Raw genomic sequence first — 18251 nt, forward strand, 5'->3', positions numbered from 1 at the left:
TTTCAGGTCGTCCCACGACAACCCACGAAACCACTAAAACCCGCAGAAATGCGGGTTTTTTTGTGCCTATACGTTTCAGGGCATCCCATTGCAGCCCGCGCGACGCGGGGGTATGTTCGGGGGTACAAAGACCCCGTGGGGGTATCTGGCTGGGAATTCGTCATGGCAAGCGACACCGGCAAGCTAACCGTATTGGCGATCAAGGCTGCGAAGCCCGGTAAACATTTCGACGGCGGCGGCCTGTACCTGCATGTGCAGGAAGGCGGTCGCTACTGGCGCATGAAATATCGCCATGGGGGCAAGGAGAAGCTGCTAGCGCTTGGCGTCTACCCAGAAGTGGGCCTGAGTGAGGCCCGCCAACGCCGCGACGCTGCACGGACGCTGCTGCGTGATGGCAATGATCCCGGCGCAATGAAGCGTGTGCGTAAGGTGGCCGACAAAGTGGCGGCTGCCAACACTTTTGATGCTATTGCCGCAGAGTGGCTGAAAAAGCAAAAGCCTCGTATGGCTAAGGCTACGTTTACGAAGGCTCAGTGGACCCTAGACGACTTGGTATCACCGTGGATGGGTAACCGACCCATTACCGAAATTGACGCACCGGAAATGCTGCGCGTTCTTCGTCGGATAGAGGAACGGGGAGCGCACGAGACTGCACACCGTACAAAACAGCGTTGCAGTCAAATCTTTCGCTATGCGATCGCCACAGGTCGAGCCAAGCATGACCCTACCGCCGATCTACGCGGCGCACTGGCACCCGTAGTCTCAAAGTCACGCGCAGCAATCACTGACCCACATGCAGTAGGTGAGCTACTACGTGCCATTGATGGTTACAGCGGCGGACTGGTTGCGCGTTCCGCATTGAAACTTGCGCCGCTGGTATTTGTTCGGCCGGGTGAGCTTCGCCATGCCGAGTGGGAAGAATTTGATCTGGATGGTGCGGTTTGGCGTATCCCCGCCGGGAAGATGAAGATGCGCGAGGAACATATCGTTCCTTTGCCACTGCAAGCGATAGCAATCCTTCGTGAGCTGCACCCACTGACCGGACGTAGCCGCTATGTATTCCCCGGAGAGCGCAGCACAAGCCGCCCCATGTCAGAAAACACAGTGAATGCAGCCTTGCGTCGGATGGGCTTTGACAAAGACACCATGACCGGCCACGGCTTCCGCGCGATGGCATCTACACGCTTGAACGAAATGGGCTGGAAACCGGACGTGATCGAACGCCAGCTTGCACACGCCGAGCGCAACAAGGTGCGTGCAGCCTACAACCGCGCACAGTACCTGCAGGAACGGCAGAAGATGATGCAGGAGTGGGCAGACTATCTAGACGTACTGCGAGACAACACCAGCAACGTAGTCACGATGGGCAAAAAGGCGCAGAGCAATGGCTAGGAAAGGTCAGCCGACATTCGTAATTGAAGAAAGCATACCCAAGTCACTACGTGGCAAAGGCTATGCAGGTACCGACTACGACAAGGCTAGGCGCGAATTTGAGCCAGAATATAAGGCGCTTGCAAAACAAGGGCACTTTCGAGTGAGAGGTACAAAAACGAAATTCGCAGACCGTGTGCTGAAGGCATATCCAATCATTGCAAAGCAACGAACCATATTAGTCTGGATGCAAGCTTGGAATGCGGAGTTGGCTAGACAACATGTGTCGGATGAGTAGCAAACATGCGCCCCTTTGAGGCGTATGAAGAAACTAATATTCCAAGGGTTCGACCGCACAGCATTTCGGGGCTAGGGTATTCCCATTCATTCCGCATAGCCCCGGAGAGTTCCATGGGACATTTTGATATCCCCGCCGCTCAACCTATACGCTTCCTAAAACTCCCTGAAGTCCTTCATCGTCTAGGTATTAGCCGCAGTGAATTCTTTCGGCGAGCACACACCATTCCTAACTGGCCCCTGCCTATTCGGATGGGACTGCGCTGCGTCGTTTATTCCAGTGCGGAAGTAGATGCGTACATGCAGGACTGCGTCGCCAAGCGCGACCAACAGCGAGCCGCCTAGAGGCGTATCTACAACTGTATTTCGCAGCACGATGCCAAGGAGGCGTTCAAATGACCAGCAGGAAGGTGATTGATAGTGATCCATATGCGCATGTTTATGGTGAGAAGTGCTTCCATGAATTGTCGAAATTTAATCGCCTATTACCGAAGTACACGCTGGCCCCTCTTCGTGACCAATTAAACATCTTTGCTGACAGAGCCGACAAAGAATACTTCGACTATATATTCGAGCTGAAGTCAAAAGGTCTTGTCATACGCAGAATGCATTCTGGTGAAGAAGATCTTGTTGCAACACAAATCAAATACCCACGCCTTCGTAAACTTCTGAAGACGCGACGCGTCGCTAATGCCCTGCTTGCAATTTTCAGAAACAATAGTCGTGGTGACCATGGCACAGACTGACGCACTACCAATAACATCTATCCGACCTACGCATCCGCTTGAGCTTGGAGCCTTTCTAAAACTAATACTTCCAGAGGAAGGGCCATATTGGGTGCTTGCGTATAAGCACCCTTCTAACGGGCGTATGAATCACGATTCGTTCGATAGCGCCGAAGCGATGGCCGCAAGGTGCACGGAACTTGATGCTGGCGGCATGGAGGTATGGCAAGCCGTTGCTTCGTACGCGCATCCTCATGATGAGGTGAAGGGCGACAATGAGCGCTGGGGCAGGAAGAAAGAGAACGTCTCCAAGCTACGTACCTACTTCCTCGATATCGACGTAGACCCCGACAAGCCGGGGAAGGCGTATGCCACTCTTGAAGATGCAGAGCGCGCGCTTGCCGAGTTCGTACAAGCATTTGGCGAGCCGTATCACCTCATAGTGCATAGCGGTGGCGGCCTACACGTGTACTGGCTGCTAGATGAAAGCGTTTCGCGTGACCAGTGGGACTCTATTGCGCTGAAATTCAAAGATGCGGTTAGATTGGCCGGCTTGCTAGCAGACCCATCGCGCACCGCTGATGCGGCATCACTTCTACGCCCTGTACGAACAACGAACAAGAAGCCAAAGTTCGGCAACGACGGGCGACCTGTAACAGGTTATCGCTGCCGTTTCGGTAGCGTGGCTTTGGAAGCATTTGAAGCTGCGTGCGATCGGCTCAGGGACAATGGTCTTGGGATCAGCGGCACAGCGCCACCGACTGGAGCCGTGGTGACCGGTGTTACTGCCATCCCCGATCACGTGCCGTCGTGGTACGAGGAACTTCCTGATAAAGCGAGGAAGCCGACGTTACGTTCCATGCTTGCATCCCTGCCTGCGAACCAAGTCAACAACCGCTGCGACTGGCTAGCCGTAGGTATGGCACTCGCTTGTGAGGGGCATCTTTCACGTGACGTGACTTTCCAGCTATGGGCCGAATGGTCACAGAGCACGCCGGAAGGTGTCGAGAGTTGGCGGGAAGAATCACTAGAGCAGCAACGCCGTCGATTTGATGGGTTTAACCGCTCAGGCATCGGTGCACTCATTGCGCGCGCTTATAAAGCGGGGTGGTACGCCGACATGCTCCGCGACAACACAGAAGACCCGGCCGCGCACCAAGCCGTAGTCGCCGCACATGCGGCTAGCGGCGAACGATGGACTATCGAGCAAGCGAATGCCTACTTAAAGGATCACGTGATTTATGTGAGCACTGAAAACCAATACATCCATGATGGGTTGCTGTTGTGCAAAGAATCGCTGGACACCAGCTTAGCGCGCCACATGCCTCGACCATCCGGGCGTTCTGTTGCTGCTAGCACCCTTGTGAAGGAAGGAGCCGCCGTATTTGCTGATTACACCGACTACAGGCCGGGAGCGCTGCGCACATTTCTCGATACCAACGGGCGCACAGTTGCGAATACGTATAGTCCGCACGACGTAGTACCGATAACGCCTAGTCCCGAAGATGTGCGGACGTTCCGTGATTTTTTGTTGCACTTGGCTAGCAACAATGCTGAAACCAAAGAAGGTCTCAAGTCGATTTTCGTCAAGTACGCCTACCTCTACAAGCACCCATCAGAAAGGATTCGTCATGCGACACTTCTCATAGGTAAGACGGAGGGTAGCGGCAAGAGCACTCTCTTGCTAGACATGCCACGAGCATTATTTGGAAATGACAACGTTCGCTCTGTTGAGACGCGCGAAGTAAGTTCTGACTTCAACGGGTATGCGCAGGGTCATCGCATACTAAGTATCTCGGAGCTATGGTTAGGTAACAGGAAGGATGCCCAAGCACGGGCCAACGATCTGAAGCCCCTCATAACGGATAACCGGGTTTCCGTCGTCAGGAAGGGCAAGGATGGGCGAGACATAGAGAACGTGTGCACGATCTTCGCTAGCAGCAATTACGATGATGCAGCTTTCTTTGGTGCACATGATCGGCGTTATCACGTGATTTCAACCGAAGCACCGAAGGTGCCACAGGACTTGGCAAACCGTGTTCACGATCTCATCAAGAATCGACCTGGTGCGCTGCTTTACCTAGTACTTCACTACGGTATGAATGGAGATGGGTTCGACCCGAATGCCCCGCCGCCGCAGACGGCAGCCAAGCGTGTGATGATGGAAGCGAACCGTAGTGAGTGGGCGCAATGGCTAAACGACAAGTTTCAAGCGCGCGAGTACCCGTTTGTCGGAGATGCAGTAGCCGTTGATGACGTAAAGACCGCAATGGGAGAGAGGTTTCACCCTATGCCTTCAGACAAGGTCATCCGTGACGAACTGTTCAACCTAGCCGATGGGGCTGTCAGCATTCAAGCGCAACGCAAGACGAAGGTTGGGAAGACGGAGACAAAGCGTGTCATCGTCCTGCGGAGCATCAAGAAATGGCAGGATGCTGGAATCTCTGCGCTATACGAGCACTACGAAGAAGCCGTCATTAAGAAGCGTCCGGGTCTAGTGTGATCGTGTTTGCATGAATGGGCCTGCCGCGCGCGCCGGCCCCTAGCATCCATTTGCGATGCGGTACTGTCTTTCCGGTATGAATACGGACGCACTGGAATGAAAGTGTTTTTGAATTAACTGGATCGCATCCCACCTGTTGATATCGCCATGATGCGCGCGAAGCATATACGAAAGAGTGTCCGCGTCTAGAATGGCTGAGATTGGTACGGATATGCCCCTGTAAATATCATCACCAATAAATCCATGCAAAATATGATAGATGGTGTGAACCGTATCAAGGTCCACTTTAAAGTGGGTCAGAACACTCAAAAGTGTTTCATCATCCTCTATAAATGCTTTTACAGTATGAAATGCGTCAACACCTCTCCCATTCACCAGCAACTTTGTTGCTTGCTGTGCGGCACGTGTTCTGGCGAGAGACCTTTTGAAGGTACTTATTAATCCCATAGAACCTCCCACGTTGCGAAACGCAGATCGAAGCGGGCCTAACCCAGATCGACCAAGCCGGGAAGTAGCGGCAGTTAAAGCATTAGCCTGTAGTGATTGCCCTTGTTGTCTTTGCCTTCACCCTCGCCGGTGCCGGAATACGTTACTTGGTAGACAACATCAATCACCGTACCTTTGTTTCCGACCAGTATGGCCGCACCATTCTGATACCCCGGGCGCGAGACGGAGTAGCTGGAGTTCGTGACGTAAGTGCTAAAAGCATCACTCGGATTAGAAGCCACGGCGCTTCCATATGATGAAGTCTGCGTTGCGTTCTGAATCGAAGTAGCTTCGCCAGAGAAGCTTTCCCCAGATGCCGTGGGTCCGGCAGTTAATACGCTCTTGCCATCTCTATTGGTATGAGCAACGAACGGAATAACTTCACCCGTTGAGAGATTGTAGACTCGACCGTTAAAAACGCGATCTGCTGGAACCGTGACGCAGCTCGCCAAAAGTGCGGCCACCAGAATCAATGTAATGATCTTATGCATGACGTCCCTCCGTAGATTGCCAATGTGTGTAACCCAATAATTACGAAATGCATTGCACTCGCCCCACTTGCGCAGCCGTAATTTTTCGCCCATAGCCAGCCCGCTAGGGTCATCCCCCAGGCAACACTTCACAGCCTACTCTAGGTCAGTGCTTCGCACTATATAGCGTCTAGGTGTAGACGATCTAGGCGTACATTCACACCGTGTATAGCTTGTGTGTCCACTGTCATAGATAGGTGGGCACCGTGAAACGGTTGAAACCCAAGGCTCCTAGCAAGACTGCTCAGAAGTCGCACTACCGTGCCGAGTACAAGGCGATCCACCAAACATTGCGGGAGATGCGACTAGAAGCAGGTTTGACGCAAATCGACCTTGCGGAACGCCTTGGGCGTAGCCAGAACTTTGTCAGCCAAGCCGAACTGGGCTACAAGCGGCTAGACGGTCTTCAACTGTGGGACTGGGTACATGCTTGCGGTAGCGACATGGAGCAGTTCGGGAAGACCGTAGAGGCTGGCATACGCGAGGTACGGAAGACGACCGCGAGCACCAGCAGTCAGGTGCAACAACCTGCAACACGCACGAAGAAAAGCACTAGCAAAACCAAGACAGGAACAGCACGGGGCAAGATAGCTCCGTCGCCACGCGCTAAACGCAAGCCTGTACGCGGCTGATATCACAAGTCATCAAGGAGGCGATGACGACCAAAGCTAGTAAGCGCGAGGCTTTGTGAGCATGTCATCACTGTCATCACTATTTTTCGTAGTTGGTAGAAAAATAAAGAGAACAAGAAGCGCCCCCTGTGCTGCCCCCATCCGCCGCGCCGCTGCCGGAACTTCATTTTTGCTGATGACACGATGACAGCATGTACTGCACAGCCTAAGTTTTTGAAGGGGCGGAAAATTTTGGGGGCTATCACGTATGCATGCCCCTTGGTGGGCCGCGATGACAGCGAGGGGGTGTCCTGATGGCTTGGTCCGCATGGGGGAGGGCTCTAAGGGCTCTAGCGCCGCTCGGTCCAAGCCGACATTTCGGATGCACCCACTGTCTAAATCGTGGGGCGGCTCAAGGAGCACTGACTGCAGAGGTTCTAGCCTAGGGGTTTAAGGCAGGGGGTATTTTTGGGGGTATCTTCGATGTAAGCAGGTCAGAAAATCGCATAAGACAAGGCTTTGCGAGACATAATGCGATTCCTATTTCCGCACCAGTTGCAAGCGTGTGCAAACGGCTCGATCTCCGGATCGGGCCGTTTTTTTTCGGGTAGGCGAGGAAGCATCAGCGTGGATCCCGTTCGCGCTGAGCGTAGCTTGGGCTGCACTGCCCACCCCAGCGCTCCACCTCCCCCTTCCACGCCAAACCCGCTTTTTTTGTTGTCAAAACGCCGCGGCAGTCTTGGGGAATTAGAGGGTTCCCCAGGACTGCCGCGGCGCCATTTTTTCCTGATGGCAGCAGAGCGTCAGGTCGCGTGCAGTTCCTCGCGAATGAGCTTGCGAAGGGTTTCCAGCGTCACCGGCTCGCCCTGCAGGCTGGCGCGCAGAGCGCGGTTGATCTCGGTTTGGTAGCCCATGCCATCGACGGCGGCGCGGGCACGGAACCCAGCAATCACGTCATCGTCCAGCATGATCGAGATGCGTGTTTTGCCCGTGGCAGCCGCCGCCTGCAGTTTTGCCAGGTGCGGCACATCCTTCGCACGCTTGGCCTTGCTGAAATCGTACTCAGTCTTCATAGCTCGCCTTCTCCCGTGCAGTGGCCTTACGGGCCGAAATCAGGCGCGGCACATCGCCGCGCATCGTGTACACCACGGTCAGCACGCGCCGCGTTCGCTGGTGCCCACCAGCACACAACGCACCTCATCCGGCGCTTCGTCTTCCATGACCAGCGCCATCGGATCGAGCAGGCAGGTCGCGGCCTCGTCGAAAGCCACGCCGTGCTTGGCAAGATTCGCGTCCGCTTTCGCGGGGTCGGCTTCGTGGTGCATGACACGATTATATATATTTTATATATACTCGTCAAAGCAACCGCCTGGCGGGGCCGGCGGCATCCGGGTGGTAGTAGCGCGGCAGCATCCGCGTATCCCGGTGTCCCGTGATCTTTGCCAGCTCGTGGAGCTGGAAGCGCGAGGCAACGCGACTGATCGCCTCGTGGCGCGGGTCGTGGAATCGCAGGTCGCGCAGGAACGTCGGACCGCGCACTTGGCTGCGCTCCGCACATTCCTCCAGGTACGCAGCACGGGCGCGCTGTGGCGCCCGCTCGAACGCCTGCGTAAGCCTTTGCCCGCGAGCATTGCCTACAGCGCGAATCGCTCGCGCAGCATCGTGTTGACGCGGGTCTGCCAGCCCGGGCCGGTGGCGCGCAGCACGGCCAGCACGTCCGGATCAAGGCGAAGCTTCACGGCCTCCTTGGTCACCGCTGCCTTGGGCCGGCCTCGCAGCTTCCCTTGCAGCGACTTTGGCAAGCCTGACACCGGCACGGCGCGCTTGAAATCCGCACCTGTCCACTCCGGGTTTTCGTCATGCGTTGCGTGCTTTTTCATACCGTTTCACCTCGCGATCGTTGGCCTTGCGGAAGCTCACAACCCGGATGCCATTGACGGTTTCCACGAACACCAACGCATGCAGGCGCTGGCCAAGAAACCCGAACCCTCGATACCGGGTCTCGCCTTAGTCGCGGCGGTCGTCTACCGTGAACACCGCTGTCTGGAAGTCGAACCGTGCCACCTCATCTGAAGGACAGGCGGCCTGCCGCGATATTGGCGGCGTTCTTTGCCGGGTCGTAGCTGACTTTCATAGCATTTGTTGTACCCCCAATAATTGCCCTGTCAACGCTTGCTCGCCGTCACTCCGGCACTTGGCGCGCAATGCCACATACAGCGTCACAATCCGCTGCCGGGCGTGCAAACCTGGGTGAGGCAGCGTGGCCCGATGCTCAGCCTTCCACCAGCGACCACGCCACCGTCTTCCCCGCGCGCATCGGCACGCAGGTCGCATCGCCCAGCGCGAAGTCGGATGGCACCGTCCACGACTGCTTCTGCAGAAGGAGGCGCTCCCGGTTTCGCGGCAGGCGATAGAAGTCCGGGCCGTGGAAGCTGGCGAAGGCCTCCAGGCGGTCGAGCTTGCCGGCTTGTTCGAACGCTTCGGCATACAACTCGATGGCGGCGTGCGCGGTGTAGACGCCCGCGCAACCGCACGCCGATTCCTTGGCGTGACGCGGATGCGGCGCGCTGTCGGTGCCGAGGAAGAATCGCGGGTTGCCGCTGGTGACGGCCTGCAGCAGGGCCGTGCGATGGGTTTCGCGTTTCAGGATCGGCGCGCAGTAGTGGTGCGGGTTGACGCCACCCTCGAACAACGCATTGCGGTTCAGCAGCAGATGATGCGCCGTGATCGTGGCCGCCAGGTTGGCAGGACCTTCGCTGACGAAATCGACCGCTTCGCGCGTGGTGATGTGTTCGAGCACCATGCGCAAGCTGGGGAACCTCGCTTGCAGCGGCATCAGGTGGCGCTCGATGAACACGCGCTCGCGATCGAAGATGTCGATGCCCGGGTCGGTCACCTCGCCATGCAGCAGCAGCGGCAGGTCATGCCGTTCCATCGCTTCCAGCACGCCATAGATGCGGGTGAGATCACGCACCCCGTCCTGCGAGTTGGTGGTGGCGCCGGCCGGATAGTACTTGACGGCAAACACGGTGCCGCTGGCCTTGGCTTGCTCGATTTCCTCGGCCGGTGTGGCTTCGGTGAGGTACAGCGTCATCAAAGGTTCGAAGCGCGCATCCGGCGGCAGGCAGGCCAGAATCCGTCGGCGATAGTCTTCGGCCTGCGCCACCGTCATCACCGGCGGCTTGAGGTTCGGCATCACGATGGCGCGCGCAAACCGGCGCGCGGTGTCGGCGACGACCGAGGCCAGCGCTGCGCCATCGCGCAGGTGCACGTGCCAGTCGTCGGGGCGGCAGAGGTCGAGGCGGGTGGGGGTCATCGGCCGGACTCCACACACAGGCGCGCAGTCGGATGATCGGCGGAAGGGCTGTAGCGAAGACGCATGCGGATTTTTCCGGAATGATGGGTGCTTGATGGTGGTGTGCAGTGAGCCGCGCGACCGGCTCATTATCGCCCGCAAGCGCAATGAAAACCCCTCTCCCTCTGGGAGAGGGGTTGGGGAGAGGGTTCGGGCGGGGGCCGAAACTTCATGCTCCGCCCGTACCCTCATCCGGCGCTTCGCGCCACCTTCTCCCGAGGGGAGAAGGATCCGGGCTTCGGCAGTTGACCAGCGCTGGAGGGAGAAGGGATAACGACTGGGCCACGACGCGGGTCACACGATATGGTTTCCCGCCATCAACGTGACCGCAAGCACTCTTTCCCACACCCGGCCCACCGCTTGTCGGGCAATTGCTACCGCTGGTCGGCTGGGGGCTGGCCGCCGTAGGGCGGATGGGTACAGTGCATGCAGGGGTATCAGGGAGAATTCCATGCAAGTCCTGTCGCGTCAGCGAGGTATCTCGTTGATTGAGGTGATGATGGCCGTGCTGATCTTCAGCATCGGCCTGATCGGCCTGGCCAGCCTGATGGTGGTGGCCACGCGCTCCAATCAGGCCGCCTACCTGCGTACCCAGGTGACGTATCTTGCCCACAGCATGGCCGATCGCATGAGCGCCAACCCGATTGGCGTATGGAGCAACAGCTACAACAGCACGGCTTATCCGCTCAGCGTCACGCAGGATTGTTCCGCGGGATGCACACCGGCTGAGCTGGCGACATACGACCAGCAGATGTGGAGTAGCCAGCTGAGGACGTTTTTGCCGCCTGGGGCGACGGCCCAGATCACATGTGCCCCTGGCACCGGCAGCTTCAATCCGGTCAGTGCCGGCCAGGTGGACAAACGTCCACCATACGGCGGCACCTGCGCGATGAGCATCACCTGGGGCGAGCGCAGCGCCGGTGACAACGCCCATCTCAGCGCGCCCGCGCCGACTCAGACCTTTGCCTGGGAGTTCCAGCCGTGACGGCCTTCATCCGATCCTCCCGTCAGGGTGGCTTCACCCTCATCGAACTCATGGTGGCGATGGTGCTTGGCCTGCTGGTGGCCGCGGGCATCGTCACCGTGTTTGCGTCCACATCCAGCAGCAACAAGGCGCAGACCCAATTGGCGACGTTGCAGGAGGAAGGGCGCTTCGCGGTGGCCCGCATCAAGATGGACGTCGGCAGCATCAACAGCCAGTACGGCACCACCACCGGCGGCAACGCCAGCCAGAGTGGCGCCGGCTTGCCCTTCCTGGATGGTCTGCGCTCACCTTCGGTGTACGTGAAGGGTTCGACCCTCACTGCCGCACTGAGTGACGTCACCACGCCGTGGGGTGGGGCTTATCCGGCCGAGCCGGTCACCGGGCCGTATTCGATGCCGTCGTTCCTGATGCTGCGTGGCTACGACTGCACGCTCACCGCCTGCACGCCGGTCGATCCGAATACCGCAATCAGCTCGATACCTGCGATGGGCAAGGCAGTGAACAATCGGGTGGTCGGTGCCGCCGTGCTGACCATGCGCTACCTCAACCCCTCGGCCGGCTGGACGATCGAGCCGCCAGGCAGCAGCGTCACCGGCTCCACGGTCACGACCAATGCCGACGGGAATACTCTCAAGCAGATCAACCTGGTGCCGATAACCGCTTACAGCGAACCACCGATCGGCAACATCAAGGGTGGCGATCTGATCATGCTGGCCAACTATTCGAATGCGCAGATTTTCGCGGTGACTGGCCAGGGCTCGGCTACGCTGACGCCGGCCACCAGCAACTTCACGACACCCACGGCGATGGTGGGGACGAGTGCGGTCAAGGTGTTCGACCTCAATCGCGATTTCCAGACCGTCACCTATTACCTGAAGGTGGTGGATGCGGGCAACGGCCATACCACGGGCGCCCTGGTGCGGCGGGTGAATGGAGGCATTCCCAATGCCGCGACGCGTGGCGGCACCGAAGACGAGCTGGTGCGCGGCGTCGAGCGGATGGATTTTCGCTATGGCGTGGTCAACAGCGCCGGCGAGACCCAGTTCCTCACCGCCAATCAGGTGGATACGGCGACCGATGCCAGCGGCAACGCGATTACCTGCCCACCTGGTTCGGCCAATCCCGTGGTCACCGGGGCGATCCAGGGCTGTCTGTGGCGCGCGGTGCAAAGCGTCGAGGTGGATTTGCTGATGGATGGGCAGGTGCCGCTCTATACCCTGAGTCCCGACGAAGAGCGGTACACCTACTCCTTCGACACGACTACCACGGCGCTCGCCGCGCCAAGCGCCCATGCAGTGAAGCCCAGCAGCGACCAGGGTTTCCCCGACCAGCTGTTGCGGCGTGAATTCACGGCGCTGATCGCCGTGCGCAACTACAACCCATGATGCGCGAGGAACCCAGCGTGATCACCTCATATCGTATCCAGTGGCAATCTTTCGGTCCCCTCGGTAGGCGCGGCCAGCGCGGCGCGGTGCTGGTGGTGGCCCTGATCTTTCTGATCCTGCTGACCATTCTCGCGCTCAGCGCCAGTGGCCGTTCGCTGCTGCAGGAACGCATGGTCGGCGGCCTGCGCAATGCCCAGCAGGCAACCATGAGTGCGAATACCGCACTGCGCGGCGCCGAGTGGCAGCTGTGGGCGCGCACCCTTACCGTCGGATCTCACATGAACTGCCTCAACGGCAGCATTTCGACCGACGATGGCTGCACCACCTACAGTGCCAGCAACGCGCCGTATGGCCCCACCGGCGACATCACCAAGTTCCTGACCAGCCAGGGCTGGGTTTCCGGTGTCGGTCTCGCCTACACCGGCCCCACCGGGCAAAACGGCTATACCTCCACCAGCCTCGCCACCGCCAAGCTGGCCAGGAACCCGGTGTACATCATCGAGGACCTGGGTCTGGAGATGCCTCCCGGCGTCAGCGGCTCACAGCACGAGTCGGGTGCCAGCGGCCCCAACAACGGCGGCACGGGCAGCGTGAGCGTGCATATCTACCGCATCACCGCGCGGGCCACCGGCGGCAATGCGAACACGGTCAAGGTGTTGCAGACCACGTTCGACGCGCAAGCCAACAATTGAGTCGGAGCATCCACACCATGCCAGTCATCTCCCGTCCCGTCCTGCGCCACGGCAAGCCCGCCACGCTGGCGTTGCTGCTGACCCTGGCGGGTGGACTGTCCGCTCCGTTCACGCCGGTCGTGCATGCGGCGACTCCTACCGCCACCACCGGTTCGGTGGAGTTGAGTCCCACCCCGCCGAATCAGACCCAGGCTGTGCCACCGAACATCGTGGTGACCTTTGATGACTCGGGCTCGATGGCGTGGGATTACATGAGCGACACCGCGCCGTTCGTCAGTGGCAAGTCCTGGACCAGCGGACCCTGGTACTGCGCCGGTGCGATCGACGCCTCCGCCACCACTGGTCTTGGCACGCTGCCGATGAACGGCGTGTACTACAACCCCAATGTCACCTATACGCCGCCGGTCAATGCCGACGGCACCAGTTTTCCCAATGCCGATGCCACCCTGGCGGCGGTGTGGAACGATGGCGTCAAGGCCAATCGTCCGCTCAACCCTTCAGGATCCGGTACCACCACCAATTTCTTGAAGGGTGTTGGCTGGTACAAGACCACCAGTGGCGGGACGTGGACGTGGGGGCCGTTTCCTTCCGGGAGCATCTACTGGTATTCCACCATTAGCCATTACAAAGCCGATGGCACGACGTTGAATACGCCGACCACCAACCCTTCGAAAAGTACCGCTCCAAAAGGTTGGACCTGCCCTTACGACAGTTCCAGCCCAGCTACTGCTGGCAACGGCCCTTATTATTATCGTTATACCGGTCCGACACTGACCGATGACGGTTTCGGCAATCCGTCCAACACTGGCGCCCTGTACACCACGTCCAACTGGACCGCGGTGGCGGTGCCTTCCAGCCAGTACCAGAACTGGGCCAACTGGTGGGCCTACTACCACACCCGCAACCTGATGGCGCGCACCTCGCTGTCGCGCGTATTCGGTTCCACCACGCTGGCGGCCACCACCTCGAGCGGTGGCTACGGCAGCACGATCCGGGTCGCGTGGCAGAATCTCTACACTACCGATTTCTTTGTCCTGCAGGCGAATACGCTCATCAGTAGTCTGATCGATACTACGCCGACGACTTGCATGAGCAGCAGCAAGGGTGGTTCGCTGACGCTGGGGTCGCAGGGGGTGCAGGCGGGCACGGTGAAGACCCCACCGTCTTGTTATCGCAGCGATTTCTTCAACTGGATTTTCCAGGTTCCTGCCACCAGCGGCACGCCAACGCGTAGCGCCACCGCTCGTGCTGGCCAGTTCTTCACGCGAGGTAGCGGCAACACCGGTGGCACCGGCGATCTGCACGACCCCTACTGGCAACCACCGGCCACCGGTACCGGTGACGGTGACGAATTAAGCTGCCGACAGAACTTCCATGTGCTGGTCACCGACGGTCTGTGGAACGGTAGCAATGATGGCCCGCTGGCGTCCGCCCTCACCCTGCCGACAGCCAGCCTGACGCTGCCGGACAAAACGCCATTTCCCGATCCGACGTCGGCCGGGGTCACCTCGATCTACAGCCCGGTGCACGACAGCGGAGACACCGGCTATGCCTCGCTGTCCGATATCGCCTTCCATTATTGGGCGACCGACCTGCGCCCCGACCTGTACGATCCGGCCAATGGCAAGTTCGTGGCGCCCTACCTGCCCGATACGCGCACCGGGGTTACGCCGACCACGACGAATTCCTACAACGCGCTCAACAACGCCAACGTCAACAACGAGATCTATTTCAATCCGAAGAACGACCCGGCCAACTGGCCGCACATGTCCGAGTACCTGGTCGGCCTGGGCGTCAGCGGCGTGCTGAACATTTCCGACAACACCGATTGCACTGCCACCACCGGCGTCTCCAGCGACGCATGCAATCTGCGCAAGGGACTAGCCAACTCCAGAGGCAGCGTGGGCTGGCCCAACCCGAATGGGTCGGGCAGCGGCATTGCCGCCAACATCGACGATACCTGGCATGCGGCGCTGGCCGGCCGCGGCCAGTTCTTCAGCGCCGGCAACCCGCAGAACCTGGTCGACCAGCTGAGCAGCGTGCTCAGCAACATCAGCGCCCGCGGCGCCACGCCGACCATCAGTGCGATCAATGCCAGCGTGCTGACCACCGGTGCGCTGGCGTTCACCACCGGCTACAGCTCGATCGACTGGACTGGCGTACTGCAGGCATATGCATTGAATGCCGACGGCACCACCGGCAGCCTGCTGTGGGACGGCAACGCAAACCTGAGCGATGCCGGGATAACGCCGCCGGCCGGCCGACAAATCCTCACGGCGAACATGAGTGCCAGCGGCACCGTCACCGGCATGGCCTTCGAGGCCGCCTCCGCATTCGACGCCAGTCAGAAGTCGGGATTGATGACGCCGGCACCCACCGACACCACCAACGATACCCAGGCGAACCGGGTGAACTATCTGCGCGGCGTGCGCACCCAGGAAACCGGCGGCGTGATGCGTAAGCGCAACAGCCTGCTTGGCGCCATCATCAATTCCCAGGGCGTGTACGTCAGTTATCCGAGCAGCGGCTACACCAACAACTGGCCGGTCGGCTCGCCGGAAGCAACGGCCGCCGCGGCGACCAATGGCACGACGGACGACAAGTCGTACGATACGTTCGTCACCCATCACCAGAATCGCAACCCGACGCTTTATGTCGGCGCCAACGACGGCATGCTGCACGCGTTCTCGGCACCGATACCGACCTGTTCGACAACCGATCCGACCACGGGCGTCTGCACCGGCTATACGAATCCTACGGGTGCGGGCAACGAGACCTGGGCCTATGTGCCACGTGCCGTCTACGCCAATCTCGGCAACCTCACCAGCGCCAGCAGTTTCAGCTTCGCGCCGACCGTGGACGGCACGCCGGTGGTACGCGACGTGTTCTTCAGCGAAAACAGTGCGAACGAGTGGCATTCGATCCTCGTCGGCGGCCTGCGTCTGGGTGGGCGCGGCGTGTATGCGCTGGACATCACCGACCCGAGCACGGTGACCGAGGCGAACGCCGCCAGCAAGGTGCTGTGGGAGTTCGATGCCGATGCACCGGCCGGCACCACGGCAGTGGCCGATGGCGCAACCGCGTACAACCCGGCGGATCTCGGTTATACCTACGGGCAGCCCAACGTCGGACGGTTGGCTGATGGCAAGTGGGTGGTGATCGTGCCCAGCGGCTATTTCCCCGATTGCAGCCAGACCGACCGGCCGGTGGTCTGCAACAGCCCTGGTTATCCGTCGCAGCCGACGGACTCCTCGACCAGCAAGACATACAGCTCGCTGTTCGTGCTGGATGCGCAGACCGGCGCGGTGATCCGGGAACTGAAAACGCCCAATACCATCGCCAGTTATGGCCTGGCTTCGCCGGTGCTCGGCGACTACAACAACGATCAGATCGACGACGTGGCGTTTGCCGGCGACCTGGCCGGCAACCTGTGGCGTTTCGACTTCAGCAGCTCGGATCCATCGAAGTGGTCGGTGACCCAGGCTTATGCGCCGACCAATCCTGGCTACCAGCCGATCACCGTGATGCCGCGACTGTTCCCCGATCCCGCCACCAACCGTTTCATGGTGGTGTTCGGCACCGGCAAGTATCTGGGTGCCGGCGACAACACCAGCGTCAGCGCACAGGTACAGTCGATCTACGGCATTCGCGACGAGCTGGACAGCAGCGGCAATCCGGTGACGATCACCCACACCGGGGTTGCGGCCACCGAGCAGTTGGTGCAGCAGACGCTCACCGAGAGCGCGGGCACCGGCGACAATGCGGGAGCCATCCTGCGCAGTGTGACTAGCAATCCGGTGCCGTCGAGCAAGGGCGGTTGGTACATCGACCTCAACCTTTCCGGGGCGGCGGGCGAGCGCGTGGTGGTGACACCGGCGGCGATCTTCAGCAGCAACACGGTGATCATTCCCACGCTGATTCCCGGCGGCACCGATCCGTGCACCCCGACGGTGCAGGGTGCAGTGATGGCGTTCGATGCCACCACGGGCGGCCCGGGCATGGGTGTATCGTCGCTGGGTGGCGTGCCCTACGTCGGGGCGCGTGTCGACAACGTGCGCACCAGCGGCTCGTTGCCGGTGGCCAGCCAGGTCGGCGGTGGCAGCCTGCTTCTGCCCGGGCTTACGCTGACAGGCAAGAAGAACAACAAGGACAAGCCGCTGGCGCTTGACACGCCGATCTGGCGCCGACGTTCCTGGCTGGAGTTGAACAATGGGCAATGACAGGGGATATGGCATGAGCCGATCGCATGGTTTCACCCTGCTCGAATTGATGATCGTGCTGGCGATCATCGCGCTGCTTGCAGCGATCGCGATCCCGGCTTACGGGCGCTACGCGTACCGCGCGCATCGAGTGGACGGCCAGGAGCTGCTGCTGCGCATCGCCAATGCGCAGGAGCGGTTCTATTCAACCAATAACAGCTACGGTGCGCTGGGTGGATTGGGATATGGCGATCCGGCGATTTCGGAGAAAGGCTATTACCAGGTGACGGTCGCCGTGGATGTACCTGCGAGCAGCGGTTCACAGACATTTACGGCGACGGCCACGCCGGTCGGTGCGCAGGCAAACGATGTGTGCGGCCCGCTCACGATCACCAATGCCGGAGTGAAGACGCCCGGTCCGGCGTCGGCCTCCTCCAACAGCAACGGCAGCTGCTGGTGAGCGCCATGATTGACATGCCCGCCCGTTCACGTGGTTTCAGCCTGCTCGAATTGATGATCACGATCACCGTGATGGCGATTCTATTGGCCATCGCCGTGCCAAGCTTTCGCGACGTCATCCACCGCAATGAAGTCAGTTCGGCCAGCAACGCGCTGCTTGCGAGCGTGTCCTATGCCCGGTCCGAGTCGGTCACGCGCAGTCAATTGGTGTCGATGTGTCCCAGCGCCGATGGGGCCAGTTGCACTTCCACGGGTACGGCGTTCGAGCCTGGCTGGCTGGTGTACACCTATCCGGCGGGGGCGGCGAGCGCCAACCTTGCCTATAACGCGGCCAGCGCGACGCTGTTGCGGGCAATCCCCCTGCAGTCCGGCGTGTCGATCCAGGCACTGGGCAATACGGTGATCACGTTCGGCCAGCAGGGACAGCTTGTGCCCGCTACCCCGTTGGAGTTCATCACCTGCTACCGCAGCGGCAGCAGCGGCGTCGGCGAGAACACGACAGCGGCGCCGGGTGTGCAGCTGAACGTGAATGGCTCGGGTAGTGCCACCACAACATCGCTGGCCGCCGGAGCGAGTTGCACGCCGAGCTGACTATCGGGCAGCACTCTGCAGGGCTGATTGCCTTGGTGTCCGGCGCCAGGTCAGCGGCGCCA

Annotated in this window: 16 protein-coding genes; 10 read left to right on the forward strand and 6 right to left on the reverse strand. The window is 59.9% G+C overall.

The window, feature by feature from the left end:
- Positions 1–162 precede the first annotated feature (162 nt).
- From B0E47_RS10575 to B0E47_RS10585, 3 genes are all read left to right on the forward strand, one after another.
- Complete coding sequence (locus B0E47_RS10575) at positions 163–1392, forward strand: integrase arm-type DNA-binding domain-containing protein (protein ID WP_077514198.1); 1230 nt, start codon at positions 163–165, stop codon at positions 1390–1392.
- Between the two features lie 671 nt (positions 1393–2063).
- Positions 2064–2414, forward strand: a complete 351-nt coding sequence (locus tag B0E47_RS16870; RefSeq protein WP_139351427.1) for a hypothetical protein — start codon at positions 2064–2066, stop codon at positions 2412–2414.
- A gap of 124 nt (positions 2415–2538) precedes the next feature.
- Complete coding sequence (locus B0E47_RS10585; protein WP_168171051.1) at positions 2539–4896, forward strand: DUF5906 domain-containing protein; 2358 nt, start codon at positions 2539–2541, stop codon at positions 4894–4896.
- 521 nt (positions 4897–5417) lie between these two features.
- On the opposite strand, the gene B0E47_RS16875 is transcribed toward B0E47_RS10585, so the two are convergent.
- Positions 5418–5873, reverse strand: a complete 456-nt coding sequence (locus tag B0E47_RS16875; RefSeq protein WP_139351428.1) for a hypothetical protein — start codon at positions 5871–5873, stop codon at positions 5418–5420.
- A gap of 245 nt (positions 5874–6118) precedes the next feature.
- Here B0E47_RS16875 and B0E47_RS10590 point away from each other — a divergent pair, with 245 nt between their 5' ends.
- Positions 6119–6544: a helix-turn-helix transcriptional regulator gene (locus B0E47_RS10590; protein WP_217318921.1), complete on the forward strand. Its 426-nt coding sequence runs from the start codon at positions 6119–6121 to the stop codon at positions 6542–6544.
- A gap of 782 nt (positions 6545–7326) precedes the next feature.
- On the opposite strand, the gene B0E47_RS10595 is transcribed toward B0E47_RS10590, so the two are convergent.
- The 5 genes from B0E47_RS10595 to pyrC form a co-directional block, all read right to left on the reverse strand.
- Positions 7327–7596 carry a BrnA antitoxin family protein gene (locus B0E47_RS10595; protein WP_077514202.1) on the reverse strand — a complete coding sequence of 90 codons (270 nt, stop codon included), beginning with the start codon at positions 7594–7596 and terminating at the stop codon, positions 7327–7329.
- Between the two features lie 78 nt (positions 7597–7674).
- Positions 7675–7848 carry a BrnT family toxin gene (locus tag B0E47_RS10600; protein WP_217318923.1) on the reverse strand — a complete coding sequence of 58 codons (174 nt, stop codon included), beginning with the start codon at positions 7846–7848 and terminating at the stop codon, positions 7675–7677.
- Positions 7849–7879: 31 nt separating this feature from the next.
- Complete coding sequence (locus tag B0E47_RS10605; protein ID WP_077514203.1) at positions 7880–8062, reverse strand: hypothetical protein; 183 nt, start codon at positions 8060–8062, stop codon at positions 7880–7882.
- A gap of 95 nt (positions 8063–8157) precedes the next feature.
- A complete protein-coding gene (locus B0E47_RS10610) occupies positions 8158–8403 on the reverse strand; it encodes a BrnA antitoxin family protein (protein WP_077514204.1) in 246 nt (81 codons plus the stop codon).
- Between the two features lie 392 nt (positions 8404–8795).
- Positions 8796–9839, reverse strand: a complete 1044-nt coding sequence (pyrC, locus tag B0E47_RS10620) for a dihydroorotase (protein WP_077514205.1) — start codon at positions 9837–9839, stop codon at positions 8796–8798.
- Between the two features lie 490 nt (positions 9840–10329).
- On the opposite strand from pyrC, the gene pilV reads away from it, so the two are divergent.
- The 6 genes from pilV to B0E47_RS17160 are packed head-to-tail and all read left to right on the forward strand — an operon-like array spanning position 10330 to position 18189.
- Complete coding sequence (pilV, locus tag B0E47_RS10625) at positions 10330–10863, forward strand: type IV pilus modification protein PilV (RefSeq protein WP_077514206.1); 534 nt, start codon at positions 10330–10332, stop codon at positions 10861–10863.
- The gene (locus B0E47_RS10630; RefSeq protein WP_139351429.1) at positions 10860–12248 is read left to right on the forward strand and encodes a PilW family protein; all 1389 of its coding nucleotides are present in this window, start codon (positions 10860–10862) and stop codon (positions 12246–12248) included. The genes pilV and B0E47_RS10630 overlap by 4 nt, the downstream gene beginning before the upstream one ends.
- Positions 12249–12265: 17 nt before the next feature.
- On the forward strand, positions 12266–12940 hold the full coding sequence (locus B0E47_RS10635) for a PilX N-terminal domain-containing pilus assembly protein (protein ID WP_168171052.1): 675 nt from the start codon (positions 12266–12268) through the stop codon (positions 12938–12940).
- 17 nt (positions 12941–12957) lie between these two features.
- Positions 12958–17160 carry a PilC/PilY family type IV pilus protein gene (locus B0E47_RS10640; RefSeq protein WP_077514208.1) on the forward strand — a complete coding sequence of 1401 codons (4203 nt, stop codon included), beginning with the start codon at positions 12958–12960 and terminating at the stop codon, positions 17158–17160.
- Positions 17150–17599 carry a type IV pilin protein gene (locus B0E47_RS17255; protein WP_077514209.1) on the forward strand — a complete coding sequence of 150 codons (450 nt, stop codon included), beginning with the start codon at positions 17150–17152 and terminating at the stop codon, positions 17597–17599. Before B0E47_RS10640 ends, B0E47_RS17255 begins: the two co-directional genes overlap by 11 nt.
- Before the next feature lie 5 nt (positions 17600–17604).
- Positions 17605–18189: a GspH/FimT family pseudopilin gene (locus B0E47_RS17160; protein WP_077514263.1), complete on the forward strand. Its 585-nt coding sequence runs from the start codon at positions 17605–17607 to the stop codon at positions 18187–18189.
- Positions 18190–18251: the final 62 nt, after the last annotated feature.

It is taken from the genome of Rhodanobacter sp. B05 (assembly GCF_002001085.1).
Taxonomy (GTDB): Bacteria; Pseudomonadota; Gammaproteobacteria; order Xanthomonadales; family Rhodanobacteraceae; genus Rhodanobacter.